The sequence below is a fragment of the Saccharophagus degradans 2-40 genome (assembly GCF_000013665.1).
Taxonomy (GTDB): Bacteria; Pseudomonadota; Gammaproteobacteria; order Pseudomonadales; family Cellvibrionaceae; genus Saccharophagus; species Saccharophagus degradans.
In genome coordinates, this window is the sequence record NC_007912.1 from 1,632,713 (window position 1) to 1,648,231 (window position 15,519).

The following is a 15,519-nucleotide window of genomic DNA, read 5'->3' on the forward strand; positions in this document are numbered from 1 at the left end:
CTTCCAGTTATCACTGGGTCCTTAATCACTCTTTGCGCGTGGTATGTAAAGCTCGCTATTTGGTGAATAGACTTATTGGTAAGACCGCTATACCAATTAAACTATAGTTCACCAATAAGTTCAAGTTTCATATTGTTTTTGCGGCAAAAATAGTCAGTTAGACCGTTTGGCGGGAGCTGTAGAGAGGTCATTCTACCTTTATTTGTTGCCTTCCTGACGCGGTTTTTGTCCGTCTTGCCGCATTTGGAGGGTGATATTATGATTATTGGTAGGGTTGCCTTACCAATTTATCTGGTGTATGTTACGCCCTATATTTGTTGGGTTACTGAAGTAGCTCCTTTGGCAAAGCCCAACGACGCGACCTAACAAGGGGGCACAAATGCTCAAGTTACTGCTAACTACATTTCAGCGTATCGATGTTGTGCTTACTTCGTATAAGAGGCGCGCAGCCTTTTTGTTGTTCCTTCCACAGTTAAAGTCTAATTCAGGTAACTCGGCAGCTGTAATAGCTGCCGGCTCTATTACTTAGTAGCTCTGCCAGTGTTCTAGCGTTTGAATTGCTTCTACGCATAAGGGGATATTGGCCAGAAGTATTGGTAAATAAAAGAGTACCTTCTTCTTTGTTTGTTCACGTTAAAAGCGGGGCGAGCGATGTTGAACGCTAAGCGCACTCGGCCACAAGCTGGGTGTGTTTAGTATTCTAAAAAATAGTTGAGAGTAAATAAGAGATAAAAATATGAAACTGGTAATTGGGGTTGTACGAGAAAGTGCTCTGGGAGAATCCCGAGTAGCAATTGCGCCGGATGTTGTGCAAAAACTTAATAAACTAGGTGTTCAGGTTGTTATGCAGCAGGGCGCTGGTGCGTCGGCTTTTTTGCCAGACGAAAAATACAAGCAAGATAATGTAACGCTGGTAGAAAGTGCGGCAGATGTATACGCCAAAGCGAATTTATTCATTCGTGTACAAACTCCTTCACTCGATGAAATAGCGCAAATGCCTGAGGGCAGCTATTTGCTGGGCGCGTTGACGCCTCATAAACACCTAGCAGAAATTAAAGCGTTAGCAGATAAAAAAATAACCTGCTGGGCAACCGAATATATTCCGCGTATTTCAAGAGCGCAAAGTATGGATACGCTCTCTTCTCAGGCGGCGGTGGCTGGTTATGTTGGCGTTGTAAAAGCCGCGGGCTTAAGTGCGAAATTTTTTCCAATGCTAACAACCGCTGCGGGCACTGTGCGGCCAGCCAAAGTATTGGTATTGGGTGCTGGTGTTGCTGGCCTGCAGGCTATAGCAACGGCTAAACGCTTAGGTGCGGTTGTGGAGGCGTACGATATTCGTCCCGAAACCAAAGAGCAGTGCGAATCGTTAGGCGCTAAGTTTATTGATACTGGTGTGAATGCAGCAGGTGAGGGCGGCTATGCTCGTGAGCTGACTGCAGAGGAAGTTGTCAAGCAAACAGAAATTGTTGATCAACATATTGCGAAAGCCGATGCTGTTATCACAACAGCTGCTATTCCTGGTCGACCTTCGCCTAAATTAATTAGCGCGAGTGCAGTAGCGAAAATGCAACCCGGTGCGGTGATTATCGACTTGGCTTCTGAGGGCGGTGGTAACTGTGAGCTGACTAAACCCGGTGAAATTTACCAGCATGAAGGTGTTGTTATTTGTGGTGAATTGAATGTGCCAGCACAGCTAGCGGTACATGCATCGGAAATGTTTAGTAAAAATTTATTTAACTTTATTTCCCCTTGGTTAAAAGACGCACAGCTAGTAGTAGATTGGGAAGATGAAATTATTTCTCAGTCCTGCTTGGTTAAAGAGGGCGAAGTAGTAAATAGCCGTATACAAACTCTGTTAGGAGGTGGGGCATGATTGAAGGTCTGGTAGCGTTATATATTTTTAGCTTGGCTGCTTTTACTGGGTATGAAGTAATTTCTAAAGTACCTGTTATTTTGCATACGCCTTTAATGTCTGGTTCTAACTTTGTACACGGTATTGTACTTGTAGGTGCAATGGTAACGATGGGGCATGCGCAAGGTGCGCTTGAGCTTACCATTGGTTTTGTTGGTGTTTTTCTGGCCGCGGGCAACGCCGTTGGTGGTTACGTGGTTACAGATCGCATGTTAGAAATGTTTAAGTCCTCCAAAAAGGAGAATAGTTAATGAGTCTATTAATAGAAGTTTCCTACTTTTTGGCGGCCCTGCTGTTTATATTTGGCCTAAAGCGAATGTCGTCTCCCAAAAACGCACGGCAGGGTATTGTTTGGGCTGGCGTAGGTATGTTGATAGCAACGTTGGCCACGTTCTTTTACCCCGGGTTGCATAATTACTCCATTATGATGGTGGCGATTGTTTCTGGTTCCATTATTGCGTGGTGGACTGGCCGCCGCGTGGCCATGACCGACATGCCGCAAATGATTGCTTTGTACAACGGCATGGGGGGTGGTGCCGCAGCTGCAATTGCTGCGCTGGAGCTAACGCGCTTAACCAAATTAAATAATGCGCCTACAAGTCTAGAGGAGCTAACACAAGCCGTAAGCGACGCTGCATTAAACGGTGTTGAAGGCATAACTATTGGTGTGCTTGCGCTTGCAGTTTTTGGGGCCATTATTGGTACGGTTGCGTTTTCTGGTTCTTTGGTGGCTTTTTTGAAGTTGCAGGGAATTATGAAAGGCGTTATTCGATTTAAAGGTTTGCAAGCCGTTAACGCTGCCGTTTTTATATCTACTATCGCGATAGGTGTGTACTTGTGTACGCAGGTAGAAGTTGCCGCCGGTGGTGTAATTACCCAGGCAGATTTTAACCTTACTTGGGTTGCTGTTTTTTTTGCAATTGCACTCGTATTTGGTGTGTTAATGACTGTGCCGATTGGCGGCGCCGATATGCCCGTGGTAATTAGTTTATTCAACGCTTTAACCGGCTTGGCTGTTGGTGTTGAAGGTTACGTATTGGGTAACGCAGCAATGATGATTGCGGGTGTTGTAGTGGGTTCTGCTGGTACATTGTTAACACAGTTAATGGCCAAAGCAATGAATCGCCCCATTGCCAACGTACTATTTTCAAACTTCGGTTCTGGTGGTGCGAGTCAAAGCGAAATTACTGGCAGCATGAAAGCCATTGAAGCAAGTGATGTGGGTGTGATGATGGCCTATGCCGAAAAGGTACTAATTGTACCTGGCTACGGCATGGCTGTAGCGCAAGCCCAGCATAAAATTTGGGAGCTTACTCAGCTGTTACAAAAAAATAATGTGACGGTTAAGTTTGCAATTCACCCAGTTGCAGGGCGTATGCCTGGCCATATGAACGTATTGCTGGCCGAGGCCGGTGTACCTTACGACATTATTGAAGACTTGGATGAAATTAATGAAGAGTTTGTAAATACTGATGTTGTATTGGTAATTGGTGCAAACGATGTGGTTAACCCAGAAGCCAAAAACGACAAAAACAGTCCTATATACGGCATGCCTATTTTAAATGCGTACAAGGCAAAGAATTGCGTTGTTATTAAGCGTGGGCAAGGTCGTGGTTTCTCTGGGGTGGAAAACGCTTTGTTCTACGCAGATAACACTCGCATGTTGTACGGTGATGGGCAAAAAGCCGCAACAGAAATTATTCACGCGATTAAAGAGCTGGAATAGTCTCTGGTTTGTTTGTGAGCAAGGTCTAAATTTGGTCGGCGGCGCTGGTGTTAATGCCTAGCTGGCCAAATTTTGCTCTTCTGGTTTGTGTGACTTTAAGTCAGTAGTGATAGTAACTGTATTGTGATGGCTTATTTGTCATATAAAATTAGCGCAAAGAAAGTTTTTCCACATTTTTTAGTGGGTGTACAAATATTCACCGTGCGCTCACCTAGCCTGCTAGTGTAAACTTGGTTATCCCGCTTTATATTTTAATCGCTGGTTTAAAATGTAGGGGTTATACCCTCGTAACATATCGATACTAATATAAAGTTGGAGAGCGAGCGCTATGATCTTTCAGCTTTGTACTACGCCGTTGTACTAGGACGTTGTGGCAAGCCTTTTTGCTGTGTCGCCTAAACGCAGCCATATTTGCTGTTAGCTGTTTAAGATTTTTGAACTCGCAAGCACTACACATACTAAAAAAATATTACAAATATTGGGGAATGCATGAACTCTATCAGAAACACTGTGCCCGCCGGAGTGGTTTTCGGCGAGCAAACACACACATTATTTGCCTACGCAAAAGCGAACGGTTTTGCGTATCCAGCTGTTAACGTAGTGGGAACCAACTCACTAAACGCAACTTTAGAGGCGGCTAAAGCGAATGAATCACCGGTAATAGTGCAACTATCGCACGGTGGCTCGGCGTTCTTTTTGGGTAAGGGGCTGTCGCTAGAGGGGCAGCAAAACTCTATTTTAGGGGCTATTGCAGCCGCAAAATTTACTCATACCGTTGCAGAAGCCTATGGTGTGCCGGTAATTTTACATACCGATCATGCTGCTAAAAAATTGTTACCTTGGATAGACGGCCTGCTTGATGCCGGTGAAGAATTCTACGAGCAAACGGGTAAGCCTTTGTTTAGCTCACATATGTTGGATTTATCCGAAGAGCCTTTGGAAGAAAACATAGAAATTTGCGCTAAATATTTAGCGCGTATGAGCCGCATAGGTATGACCCTAGAAATTGAATTGGGTTGCACTGGTGGTGAAGAAGACGGCGTGGACAATAGCGGCCTCGATGATGAAGACCTTTACACTCGCCCTGAAGATGTGGCCTACGCCTATAAAGTGCTAAGCGCTATAAGCCCTAACTTTACCATTGCAGCTTCGTTTGGCAATGTACACGGCGTGTATAAGCCCGGCAACGTGAAGTTGCGCCCTAAAATTTTGCGCGATGCGCAAAGCTTGGTAAGCGAAACCTTTAACCTGCCAGCCAATAGTTTAGATTTTGTATTCCACGGCGGGTCTGGCTCTGAGTTAAGTGATATTCGCGAATCAATTGGCTATGGTGTAATTAAAATGAACATCGACACCGATACCCAATGGGCTGCGTGGCAAGGCGTAAAAGACTACTACGAAGCGAATCACGCGTATTTACAGGGCAAAATAGGTAATCCTGATGGTGATGATAAGCCAAATAAAAAATATTACGACCCGCGAGTTTGGTTGCGTAAATTAGAGGAGAGTATGGTGAGCCGCTTAGAGCAGTCGTTCATCGATTTAAATTGCGTAAACCGCTATCGATAAATTAAATTTGCCAAACAGGAGTAGCGTAATGCAAAACTTACAAGGCATGTTGCGCGACCAGCGTGTGGCGCAAGATTTACAGGAAGTAATTTTTAGTATTGAACTTGCCTGTAAAGATATAGCTAAAAAAGTGCAGCTAGGTGCGCTAGCTGGTGTGCTGGGTGCGACAGAAAGCGAAAACGTGCAAGGAGAAACTCAAAAGAAGCTAGATGTTATATCGAACGATATTCTAAAAGCTTCGTTGGCCGCCAACTCCAACGTGTTGGCACTTGCATCGGAAGAAGAAGATAATGTAGTGGCAGCCAATGCCGGAGGCCGCTATGTTGTAGCCTTTGACCCATTAGATGGTTCTTCAAATATCGATATTAATGGCCAAATAGGTACTATTTTTACAATATTTGAAGCGCTAGACGGTGTAGCAGCAAACTCGGGCAAGCATTTTTTACAGCAGGGTAACAAGCAGGTATGTGCAGGCTATGTATTGTATGGCGCATCTACGTTAATGGTTATTACTGTGGATGGCCCAACAAGTTGCTTAACCTTAGACCCAGCCACACAAACTTTTTCGCTTACTAATACTGCGCTGCAAGTGCCAGACCAAACGCAAGAGTTTGCTGTGAATTTGGCAAACGAACGATTTTGGTTGCCCAAATTTAAAAGCTATGTGGCTGATTTAAAATTAGGTGAAGAGGGTGTGCGGGGCAAGCGATTTAATATGCGTTGGAATGCATCTATGGTTGGCGATGTGCACCGCGTATTAATGCGCGGTGGCATTTTTATGTACCCAAGTGATACGCGTAACCCTAAGCAGCCAGCTAAATTGCGATTATTGTACGAGGCTAACCCAATGGCTTTATTGATTGAGCGCGCTGGCGGTAAAGCATTTAATGAAACACAGCGTATTCTTGATGTGACACCTTGTGCGCTGCACGAGCGTATAGCGGTCATATTAGGGTCTGAGCAAGAGGTTGCCACTTGTTTGGAGTACCTTAACTAGTTTTTGCCAGTTAAGCTTATACAAAAGTAAACTTTTAGAACCCGCTTTTTAGTGGGTTTTTTTATGTTTGCAAAATGGAATGAAAAGAGGTGCAAATTAAATTGAATAGAAGAATAAAAAAGCAACCGGCATTACACCGGCTGCAAAGAGGATTATAGCCATAACCCAAGTGTGAAACTAACTTACTAAACAAATAACAATAACAAAGAGAAAAATTGAGGTTGAGCTAAATTTAGCTCAACCTCGCATACACTTAGAAAGTGTATTTGGCTTGCATTACGAACACGCGGCCATCGAAATGGTTTGCACGTGGTTGACGTTCGGTATCTTGATACTCTTCGTAAAGCGATTCGGTTAAGTTATAACCTTTAAAGCTTAAGGTTAAATCTTCTGTTACGTTATAGTATGCAGACATATCTATACGGCCAGCCGCTTTAACATTTTTATTGCCTTCACCGTTAAACGTTCCCACACTTTCTAGTTCATATTCGGTGCGGTAGTTGTACGCAAAACGGATGCCGAATGGGCCTTGCTCGTAGTAAGCAATTACGTTGTAGGTATCATCAGAAATACCTGGTATACGCGCTTCAAGCGGTGAATCCTGCGAAGTGCTTGAGTAGTTGATTACACCACCGAGGCCATTCCAAGGGTAGGGTAAAAAGTTTAGGTTTTGCTGTACAGAAAGTTCATAACCCTGCACCGAAATTTGTGCATCGGAGTTGCGAATTTGGCTGATGTTAACTTGGTCGCCAGCAAGAATGTAGTTGGCATCTGCGGAGTCATACGCATCAACTCCATTGGTAGTGCAGCTGTCATCACTGCCTTGTGTAATGTCGCCTACATCTATGCCGTATTCGGCCAATAACTGGTCGCTACAGAAACTTGCTGTTTGGAAAAAGTCGTTAATATCTTTCTTAAATACAGCTAGCGTTACAGCACTACCTTCACGGTTGTACCACTCCAAAGACATATCGTAAGATTTGGCCGAGAAAGGTTTGACGTTTGCACCAGGTAGCACAATGTTAACTTCGCCTTCGCGACCTGCATCTACACGGGTAGATGGCGTTGCTGCGCGAATATTTGGACGGGAAATAGATTCACCATACCCTACGCGCAATTTTAGGTCGTCGGATAAATCCATAGCAAAGTTCAACGATGGCAATGCAAAGCTGTAATCGCTTTCTACTGTTTTGGTTTCGGGGTTGTTTATATCTGTAATGCCAAAAGCATAGAAAGGTGCGGATGCCTCTTGTGTAGACGATACGTAACGGACACCCACATTACCTGTTACTGGGCGGTTGAAAGCGTCGAACGATAAGTTGGCCATCGCGTACAATGCAGAAGTGTCTAGCGTGGTATCGTAAATTAAGCCTGCACTTTGTTGGCCACCACGTGCAATTAAATTAGAATGCGGTACTCGTACGGGTTCTTCACCGGTGGATGCAGGGTTTACGGTACCTATTGTTGCCGCAAGATCGCGGGTAAGCGCGTTCACATCGAATGCGTACCAGCCTTCGCCTGCGCCAGCAAACCCTGGGGCTTCACCACCAAAGAAAGCAGATTCTGATGCGTAAGCAGGGTCTATACGACGATCGTTAGTAAGTACGCCATCTAACACCAAGCCTGTTGGTGAGCTACGCAATCTATCGGAGTTTTGTTCTTCTTGCGATTGGCGGAAGCCGAACTGTACGCTTTCTAGTGGGCCTGAATCTAACACACGCAATGCGTTCGCTTCAAAGGAGGTCACGTTGCGGTCAATTTTTTCCCAAGAGCCTGTGATCAAAGTATTCAGGCGACCTTGATTCACTTGAGTAACTGTACCTGCGCCGCTTACGGTATCGAGCACATTCCAAGGTTGGTCTAAATCTAAATTGTCAAAATTTTCGAAAGTGGTTTCAAAATCGCCAATATTACCTTGACCTGTACGGAAAATATTTACAATGCCATTGTCGCCACTTGCTAAACGGTCGAAGCGTGGGCTTATTAGAATTTCGTTTAACTCGTTAGTAGAGGAAGAGAAAGTTGCTACGCCATCTAAGGTCCATACGTCGTTGGTCCATTCGGCATCTAACAATACAGCTTGAGACTCCTCCAGAATATCGAATACACGCGAGGTGTAAGCATAGCTTGAGTTGGTAGTGCGAATATCGCTTACGGAGTAGAGCGGGTTATCGTTAGAGTCTACTGCGCCAGTAGCAAATGGAGCTGTAAGCGGAGTTACTTTTACACCCGATTGACGAGGGCGAATATCGAGTTCTTGTTGGCCGTTGTCATCCATATCGCGCGATGTATAAACGGTGTTTAAACCAAGTTTTAGTTCGTCTGTGGCTTGAAACTCTATACCACCAGAAAACGAAGTGCGGCTACCAGAGTTTATTTCTGAACCCTGACGTAATTCACCGGGCATTTTAACTACAGCGTTGGCTGGCAAATTATTTGCCGCTGCCCATGTTGCGTAGTCTTCGCCATCTGCACCTACGAAGTTTCCATTGGTGGGTAGGTTATCGTAGCGGTTAATTTTAATGGTATCGCGACGGAAAGTTTGGTCGGACGTAGCCAGAGTAGCGGTAATGGCTAAGGTATCTTCAATTAAATGTTTCGAGCCAGAAATCACAAACTCTTTATCAAGTGCATCGGCGAGTTCTTCGCTGCGAGCGCCTACAGAAATAGCTAAGCCGTCTTTTTTATCCAATGCTTTTGCAAGCTTTTGGTCAACGGTACCGGCTATGCCGCCTTCTTGCATGGCTGCTGTTTGCGTTTTAATTACATCTATACCGTTAAAGACAGCAGGGTCGTAGGCGCCGAATGGGTTAGGTGCACCAAATACTTTATCGCTGCGTGTTGGGTTTGAAAAAGTTTGGCCATTGGCGGTAGTTAATACAAAGCCAGAAGGCAAACCGCGCAAGTTAATACTGGATTCGCGACGCTCTCCTTCGCGGTTTAGCTGTACACCTGCCACCGCTTGTAATGCTTCGCCCATATCTAGCGCTGGTAGCGTGCCTATATCGTCTGCAGAAATACCATCAACAATGGTAGATGCGTTACGTTTTACATCGAGTGCGTTTTCTAAGTTGCGTTGGAACTGAGCTGTTACCACCACTTCTTCAAGATTGGTGTCTTGAGTTGCTTCCTGAGCGCTTGCGCTAATTGCGGTTAAAGCAATAACGGTGCTAAGCACACTGCGGCGAAACAAAGGTTTACTTAGGTTGGATGTGGGTGATTTCATTGGGAACTTCCCCTGATTTTATGTGGTTTTATAGTTTTATTGTGATTGACCTGCCCGAGCTGATTAGCCTTCCCTCGCTAGGGCGACATAATACTCCGTCATAATGGCTGTGCTGTCAAGTGGCCTTACCGGTTGTAGTGAGGGTTTCGTTGAGCGGGGGAGGAAGGTGGAAGTGGCGCACAGATGTGCGCCAAAAAGTGGTTAGCCTATATCTGCGAAGGTTAAATGATCCATGTCGTCGAACTGCTGGTTTTCTCCGCCCATGGCCCATATAAAACTGTAGTTCGAGCTGCCGGCACCGCTGTGTATGGACCAACTAGGGGAAGCAATAGCTTGACCTGCTTTTAGTACCACGCTGCGGGTTTCTTCTGGTTTACCCATAAAATGGAAAACACGATTGTCTTCGCTAATATCGAAGTACATATACACTTCGGTACGGCGTTTGTGGGTATGCGGTGGCTTGGTGTTCCAAATGTTACCTTCCGCTAATTCCGTAATGCCCATTACCAACTGGCAGCTATCTACAACACCAGGGCAAATTGACTGGTAGATGGTGCGCGTGTTGCACTCTGCTTGGGTACCTAATGAAATTGCATTCGCTTTCGTTTTGGGGATGTGCACAGTTTCGGTAACACGATGCGCAGGGTAGCTAACAAAGTAGAATTTTGCTGGTTGTTTCGAATCCTTACTTTCAAATGTTACGTCGCGGCTGCCTCGCGCAACATAAAGGCTATCTTTATTTTCCATTTTGTAACTGGTGCCATCGACGGTAACCAATCCATTGCCGCCAATATTAATAATGCCCACTTCGCGTCGCTCACAAAAATACTCTGCGGCGAGTTCTTTGTGGGTGGGAAGAGTTAATGGGTTGGATGTGGGTACGGCGCTGCCGACAACGGCTCTATCTACATCTGTGTAGGTTAGTGCCAACTCACCAGCTTGGAATAAGTCGTTTATAACAAATGCTTGCTTTAACTCCTCATTGGTCATGCGCTGGTAGCGTGTTTGATCTGCGGTATAAAGCATTTTCATATTAGGTACCTGTTACTTCGTTTTTAGTGTGAATGTGGGGCGAACTATTTTGCGCGAGTCACTTTAATTGGGTTGTTAAGTGCTTGGCGGGTAGTTTCTAAATAGTTCAAAAATTGTTGTTTAGTGGTAATGGGGCTTGCCTCGCCTGCCCAGCGTGCAGCAAAGTAAAAATCTAGGTTTTTACTGGCGTTTAACACCGCTAGTTCATTTAACTCATCTTCGGTAACTTTGTGTAAATCACTCGCTCGAAAAAAAATAGCCATTCCAAGTTGGTCGTCGGCTAGGCTCTGCTCGCCAAACGTTGCTAGGTATAGCCATTCGCTTTGCTCATCTAAATAACTTAGCTTCTCTACGTTGTGTTTAACTATGCCAACCGCTAGTTGTGGGATCTCTTGTTTAGTGAATGCTTGCACATAGGTGAGGTGGGAGTGGGCGTTAATGCTATATCGGCGACGTAAATCAATGGCTTGCTCGCCTAGTTTCCAGCCTGTTTGCTCAACAGTTGCATGGGAGTGCAATGGTCCGCTTTGTAGTTTTACCGATAGCGAGTCTACATTTTGGATTGGTTGGATCGCTTCATTCTGCCACGCGGCTACGCCAGCTAAGCCAAGCGAAGGACCAACCTTTAATACATCCATGCCCCAGTCGTTCATTGCATGGTAGTCGCCGCCGTCTAACCCTACTTCGTGAAGCACTAAGTCGGGCGTGCGCTTGCCAAAAATATCAATTAGGCCGCGCTCATCGAAATAAAAGCGGTAAGCCATTAAGTCTGATTCCCAGCCAAAGCCTTCGTATTTATATAGCTTATCGCCAATGGTGTGACTGGCGGGGTTTGTTAGTTCATTAACCTGTTGGTATTCGCCACCTTGCCAAGTTTCGCCCACTTTTTTACCGCCAACTCTCACACCCATTTCCGCCTGTGTGAGCGGAGTGTACTGAGGGTTAAGTTTGCCGCCTCTCAGCGTACTTACATGAATACGTACTTTCGCGTTCGGTGCATAGTCAGTAATAAGCAGTAGCGAGTCCTGTTGGCCATCTGCATCGGTATCTACTAGTTGGCTAGGCACGAACGAGCCGTTTATTTGGGCTACGTATGTTGAGTTATTGGTGTCGTCGTCTAGATTAAGTAAAGCAAGCGGGATAAGTGTTTGCTCACCCTTGCGTGAAACCGCTAAGGGGTTGTGGGCGTCGAGTGTAAATGTCTGCTCTAGGGTGGCAGGGGTTACTGCGCAGCTATACGCGCTTAGTGATAGCAAGGCTGCTGTAACGAAGTTGGGTATTAGTTTTATACGCATTCTGTTATGCCCCTAGGGATGTTGTTTGTATTTAATGGAATGTCGTGGACTTTGAGTTGCAGTAAATATACTATATTGAAATTGGTAATGCCACATTACCACTTTAAAAGTTTAGGTGCTTCTTGTAAGGTGTCACCATGATAGCGCTGCTTGTATTAGCTGCACTGGTTGAGTAAAGCCTGCTTTTGTCGTATTCGGCGAGAAGCAAATGACCAAAAAAACGAACAAGTGAAAGTAAAGAGGGTGCAAATGAAAGCTGTATCGATAGCAATGACTTTAGTCGCGGGCTTAGCCGGTGCTGGCTGTGTGGCGAGCAACGACCATGCTGTATCTAGTGAAGCCAACAAACCTTATTCCACCGATGTATGGCCGGAAAACGTCGAATACCGTGCCCCTGGCACTACACCTATTAAATACAGTTTAGCGTTTGACCCCCAAAGCGTAGCTGTTGTGGCCAACCAGGTAGCCGATTGGCAGTTGGCGCAGTTCGATATTCGCTCCAATAAAATGCGCCCAGAAGAGCGCGCGAGTGCTATTCCGCAGGGCTGGATTTATGCCACGCAAAACATTGGTTTGCTGCGTTGGGGAGAAACCCGTAACGATCAGCAATATATTCAAGCCGTGCGCAACCTGTCTGCTATTAATGAATGGCGTGTAGGCCCGCGTTTTTACCATGCCGATGACCATGCTATGGGGTCGGTTTATATGGATTTATATGAGCGCTACAACAAGCCATATATGATCGAAAACTTGAAGCAAACCTTCGATTGGGTTCTCGCTAACCCGAGTGACCGCACCCTTGAATTCGAAGGGCACGAAAAAGAAGTAATGCTTACTGCCCACCGCAAATTCGAAGACCCATGGTGCACAGAGCGCTGGTGTTGGGCCGATGCAATATTTATGTCTCCTCCTGTTTGGGCACAGTTATCGCAAATTACCGGTAATAAAAGCTACCTAGAATTTATGGATAAAGAATTTTGGGCCACTACGGATTACCTCTACAGCACCGAAGAAAGCTTATACCTACGCGATAGCCGTTATTTCACCAGAAAAGACAGCAATGGCAAGCTTATCTATTGGGGCCGTGGTAACGGTTGGGTGTTAGCCGGTATTGCGCGTTTAATTCCTTATTTACCTGAAGATTTTGAGAACCGCGCTAAATACGTGCAGTTGTTTAAAGACATGAGCAAGCATATTCAAGCTGCACAAAACCCAGATGGAAGCTGGCCTTCTTCACTGCTAGACACATCTATGGAGCCTGTTCCTGAATCAAGTGGTACTGGCTTGTTGGCGTTTGGCTTGGCGTGGGGCATAAACAACGGTTTGCTAGATCCAAAAGTGTATACGCCTACAGTTAAAAAAGCGTGGGAATCGCTGGTGAACAGCGTGGATGAAAATGGACGCCTAGGCTGGGTTCAGCAAGTGGCATTCGCCCCAGGTAGCGCTACAGCGAAAGATACCGAATTATATGGCACCGGCGCGTTATTGTTGGCAGCAGCAGAAATTACAGTGTTGCTAGAAAACCAAAAATAAATGCTGTTGGCTCGTGATTAAAATACGATTAAAGCAAAACAATTACGTGAGAAGTAACAATGAGTGAAGTGTTTTTTAAAGAAATGTTCGGCCTAAACGGTAAAGTTGCCATTGTGACAGGCGCAACGCGTGGGTTAGGTCAAGCAATGGCGTTAGCGTTGGCGAAAGCCGGCGCTAGCGTGGTGGCAGTAGGTTCGAAGTTAGAAAATTTAGAATCGACCATGGCGCTGCTTGCAGAGTACGACGTACCGACATTGGCGTTAGCTTGTGATCAGACCAAACCTGCAGCCATTACCCAAGTAGTTACTGATACGGTTGAAAAGTTTGGCCGAATTGATGTGCTAATAAATAATGCCGGCACTATACGCAGAGCACCAGCTGTAGATTTTTCTGATGACGACTGGGAAAACGTTATAGAAACCAATCTTAATGGTGTTTTTCGATTTTGTCGCGCCGTTGGCAAGGTCATGCTTGAGCAACGTAGCGGTAAAATAATTAATATCGCCTCGCTATTAAGTTTCTCTGGCGGTTTAACTGTGCCAGCTTATGCCGCAAGCAAAGGTGGTGTGGCGCAGTTAACCAAAGCGTTAGCGAATGAGTGGGCGGCTAGTAACGTTCAAATCAATGCTATTGCGCCAGGGTACTTTAATACCGATAACACCGAAAATATTCGCAAAGACGCAGCGCGTTTTGAAAGCATTAGCGCGCGTATTCCTGCGGGGCGTTGGGGCGAGCCTGATGACTTAACGGGTGCTGCGGTGTTTTTAGCAAGTAATGCATCTAATTATGTGAATGGCCACATAATGTTGGTAGATGGTGGTTGGATGGCGCGTTAACGCGCCGCAAACCTTATACAGATTAAAGGGCTGTTTATGAAAGCGTTAGGTGGTTTAAAAGTCTTCGTAACTGTGTGCGCGGTAATTGTTTTAAATTACATGGTTACCTGTTCTCTTGCTGCAAATGCAGCACAAAGCAATACAGGCAATAGTGTAAATAAACATACCAGTAACCAAAGCGTTGTAGCTGAAGCAACTATACGGCTACCTTACGATAACTTACTCAAAATGCGCGAGAGCTTTCGTGCTGGCGATGCGGGTGTGGTAAATGCGGTAAACCTTTTACAAAAGGAGGCCGATTCATTGTTAGATGTTGAGCCTTTTACCGTAATAACCAAACCCAACTTACCAGCAAGCGGAAATAAAAATGATTATTTCAGCTTCGCTCCCTATTGGTGGCCTAACCCCGATACCGAAGATGGCTACCCTTGGGTGAAGATGGATGGTAAAAAGAATCCGCATGCTTACGCGAAAACGTCGAATAAAACAGCCCTAAACGATCTGATGGATTCCACCCAGTCACTCAGCTTGGCTTACTTTTTTACGGGTAGAAAAGCGTATGCGGATAAAACTGCCGAGCTTTTAAAGGTGTGGTTTTTAAATGAGGAAACAAAAATGAATCCTCATTTAAAGTATGCGCAAGCAATACCTGGCAAAGTGGACGGCCGTGGAATAGGTATTATTGATGCTCGTGGTTTTTACAGAGTGCTAGATAGCATTTTGTTGATAAAACCTTCGCAAGCACTAACTGCAGGTGAATTAGCGGGGCTAGATGCGTGGTTTAGCGAATATTTAGAGTGGCTAGTAGAAAGTCCTTTGGGTATTGATGAACGCAAAACGAAGAATAACCACGGCACATTTTACGATTACCAAGTAGCGGCTATTGCACTTTTCGTGAATAACGAAAAAATTGCTAAAAACGCTATAAAGCGAGCTCAAAAACGATTAAAAGCGCAGATAACCAAAGATGGTAAGCAACCTTTAGAGTTAGAGCGTACGCGTCCATTTCATTACAGTGTATTTAATTTGCAGGCATTTGTTGGCTTGGCGAAATTGGCGTCTGAAGTGGGAGTAGATCTTTGGCAGTATCCATCGGCAAAAGATAATCGCCTTAAGCAAGCTTTCGATTACTTAATTACTCATTCCCGCACTGCTAGCACAATGAATGGCACGCAAGAATCAACTTTGCGAAAGTACGATTTTATTCCAGTGTTACCCGATTATGCTCACAAATATGGCGTAAGTATTGAAAGCTTACGCGCCCATTACGACCCAGAGCATGGCTATTGGGTGGATTGTGGCTTGCTATTTCTTTCCCCTAACTTTTTTAAAGCTGAGCTGGCGACGACTACAAACTACAAACCGTGTAGATACTAATAATTAATTAGCTCTT

General features: G+C 45.2%; 12 protein-coding genes. 9 read left to right on the top strand and 3 right to left on the bottom strand.

Going from position 1 to position 15,519, the window contains the following annotated elements; translation table 11 throughout:
• The first annotated feature begins 379 nt into the window (after positions 1–379).
• From SDE_RS22840 to SDE_RS06700, 6 genes are all read left to right on the top strand, one after another.
• Entirely contained in the window at positions 380–529 is a 150-nt protein-coding gene (locus SDE_RS22840; protein WP_158303860.1) for a hypothetical protein, read from the top strand.
• Between the two features lie 207 nt (positions 530–736).
• Positions 737–1,873 (top strand): NAD(P) transhydrogenase subunit alpha, encoded by a 1,137-nt coding sequence (locus SDE_RS06680; protein ID WP_011467756.1) that lies wholly within the window; start codon positions 737–739, stop codon positions 1,871–1,873.
• On the top strand, positions 1,870–2,163 hold the full coding sequence (locus SDE_RS06685; protein WP_011467757.1) for an NAD(P) transhydrogenase subunit alpha: 294 nt from the start codon (positions 1,870–1,872) through the stop codon (positions 2,161–2,163). Before SDE_RS06680 ends, SDE_RS06685 begins: the two co-directional genes overlap by 4 nt.
• Entirely contained in the window at positions 2,163–3,638 is a 1,476-nt protein-coding gene (locus tag SDE_RS06690) for an NAD(P)(+) transhydrogenase (Re/Si-specific) subunit beta (protein ID WP_011467758.1), read from the top strand. The genes SDE_RS06685 and SDE_RS06690 overlap by 1 nt, the downstream gene beginning before the upstream one ends.
• Before the next feature lie 489 nt (positions 3,639–4,127).
• Positions 4,128–5,207, top strand: a complete 1,080-nt coding sequence (gene fbaA / locus SDE_RS06695; protein WP_011467759.1) for a class II fructose-bisphosphate aldolase — start codon at positions 4,128–4,130, stop codon at positions 5,205–5,207.
• Positions 5,208–5,235: 28 nt separating this feature from the next.
• Positions 5,236–6,204 (top strand): class 1 fructose-bisphosphatase, encoded by a 969-nt coding sequence (locus SDE_RS06700; RefSeq protein ID WP_011467760.1) that lies wholly within the window; start codon positions 5,236–5,238, stop codon positions 6,202–6,204.
• A 253-nt stretch (positions 6,205–6,457) separates the two neighbouring features.
• Here the strand turns inward: SDE_RS06700 and SDE_RS06705 are convergent, their stop codons facing one another.
• From SDE_RS06705 to SDE_RS06715, 3 genes are all read right to left on the bottom strand, one after another.
• On the bottom strand, positions 6,458–9,430 hold the full coding sequence (locus SDE_RS06705) for a TonB-dependent receptor (protein WP_011467761.1): 2,973 nt from the start codon (positions 9,428–9,430) through the stop codon (positions 6,458–6,460).
• Between the two features lie 201 nt (positions 9,431–9,631).
• Positions 9,632–10,462 (bottom strand): 5-dehydro-4-deoxy-D-glucuronate isomerase, encoded by an 831-nt coding sequence (gene kduI, locus SDE_RS06710; protein ID WP_011467762.1) that lies wholly within the window; start codon positions 10,460–10,462, stop codon positions 9,632–9,634.
• 44 nt (positions 10,463–10,506) lie between these two features.
• Positions 10,507–11,757, bottom strand: coding sequence for a DUF4861 domain-containing protein (locus SDE_RS06715; RefSeq protein WP_011467763.1), 1,251 nt, complete (start codon positions 11,755–11,757; stop codon positions 10,507–10,509).
• Positions 11,758–12,006: 249 nt separating this feature from the next.
• On the opposite strand from SDE_RS06715, the gene SDE_RS06720 reads away from it, so the two are divergent.
• The 3 genes from SDE_RS06720 to SDE_RS21220 are packed head-to-tail and all read left to right on the top strand — an operon-like array spanning position 12,007 to position 15,503.
• Complete coding sequence (locus SDE_RS06720) at positions 12,007–13,290, top strand: glycoside hydrolase family 88/105 protein (RefSeq protein WP_011467764.1); 1,284 nt, start codon at positions 12,007–12,009, stop codon at positions 13,288–13,290.
• Positions 13,291–13,349: 59 nt separating this feature from the next.
• On the top strand, positions 13,350–14,126 hold the full coding sequence (locus SDE_RS06725) for a glucose 1-dehydrogenase (protein WP_011467765.1): 777 nt from the start codon (positions 13,350–13,352) through the stop codon (positions 14,124–14,126).
• A gap of 36 nt (positions 14,127–14,162) precedes the next feature.
• On the top strand, positions 14,163–15,503 hold the full coding sequence (locus SDE_RS21220; protein WP_011467766.1) for an alginate lyase family protein: 1,341 nt from the start codon (positions 14,163–14,165) through the stop codon (positions 15,501–15,503).
• Positions 15,504–15,519 lie beyond the last annotated feature (16 nt).

What these genes read in the sequence shown, in the direction of transcription:
- SDE_RS22840 (WP_158303860.1), top strand. Translation starts at nt 380, where the DNA reads ATGCTCAAGTTACTGCTAACTACATTTCAGCGTATCGATGTTGTGCTT.
- SDE_RS06680 (WP_011467756.1), top strand. Translation starts at nt 737, where the DNA reads ATGAAACTGGTAATTGGGGTTGTACGAGAAAGTGCTCTGGGAGAATCC.
- SDE_RS06685 (WP_011467757.1), top strand. Translation starts at nt 1,870, where the DNA reads ATGATTGAAGGTCTGGTAGCGTTATATATTTTTAGCTTGGCTGCTTTT.
- SDE_RS06690 (WP_011467758.1), top strand. Translation starts at nt 2,163, where the DNA reads ATGAGTCTATTAATAGAAGTTTCCTACTTTTTGGCGGCCCTGCTGTTT.
- fbaA (WP_011467759.1), top strand. Translation starts at nt 4,128, where the DNA reads ATGAACTCTATCAGAAACACTGTGCCCGCCGGAGTGGTTTTCGGCGAG.
- SDE_RS06700 (WP_011467760.1), top strand. Translation starts at nt 5,236, where the DNA reads ATGCAAAACTTACAAGGCATGTTGCGCGACCAGCGTGTGGCGCAAGAT.
- SDE_RS06705 (WP_011467761.1), bottom strand. Translation starts at nt 9,430, where the DNA reads ATGAAATCACCCACATCCAACCTAAGTAAACCTTTGTTTCGCCGCAGT.
- kduI (WP_011467762.1), bottom strand. Translation starts at nt 10,462, where the DNA reads ATGAAAATGCTTTATACCGCAGATCAAACACGCTACCAGCGCATGACC.
- SDE_RS06715 (WP_011467763.1), bottom strand. Translation starts at nt 11,757, where the DNA reads ATGCGTATAAAACTAATACCCAACTTCGTTACAGCAGCCTTGCTATCA.
- SDE_RS06720 (WP_011467764.1), top strand. Translation starts at nt 12,007, where the DNA reads ATGAAAGCTGTATCGATAGCAATGACTTTAGTCGCGGGCTTAGCCGGT.
- SDE_RS06725 (WP_011467765.1), top strand. Translation starts at nt 13,350, where the DNA reads ATGAGTGAAGTGTTTTTTAAAGAAATGTTCGGCCTAAACGGTAAAGTT.
- SDE_RS21220 (WP_011467766.1), top strand. Translation starts at nt 14,163, where the DNA reads ATGAAAGCGTTAGGTGGTTTAAAAGTCTTCGTAACTGTGTGCGCGGTA.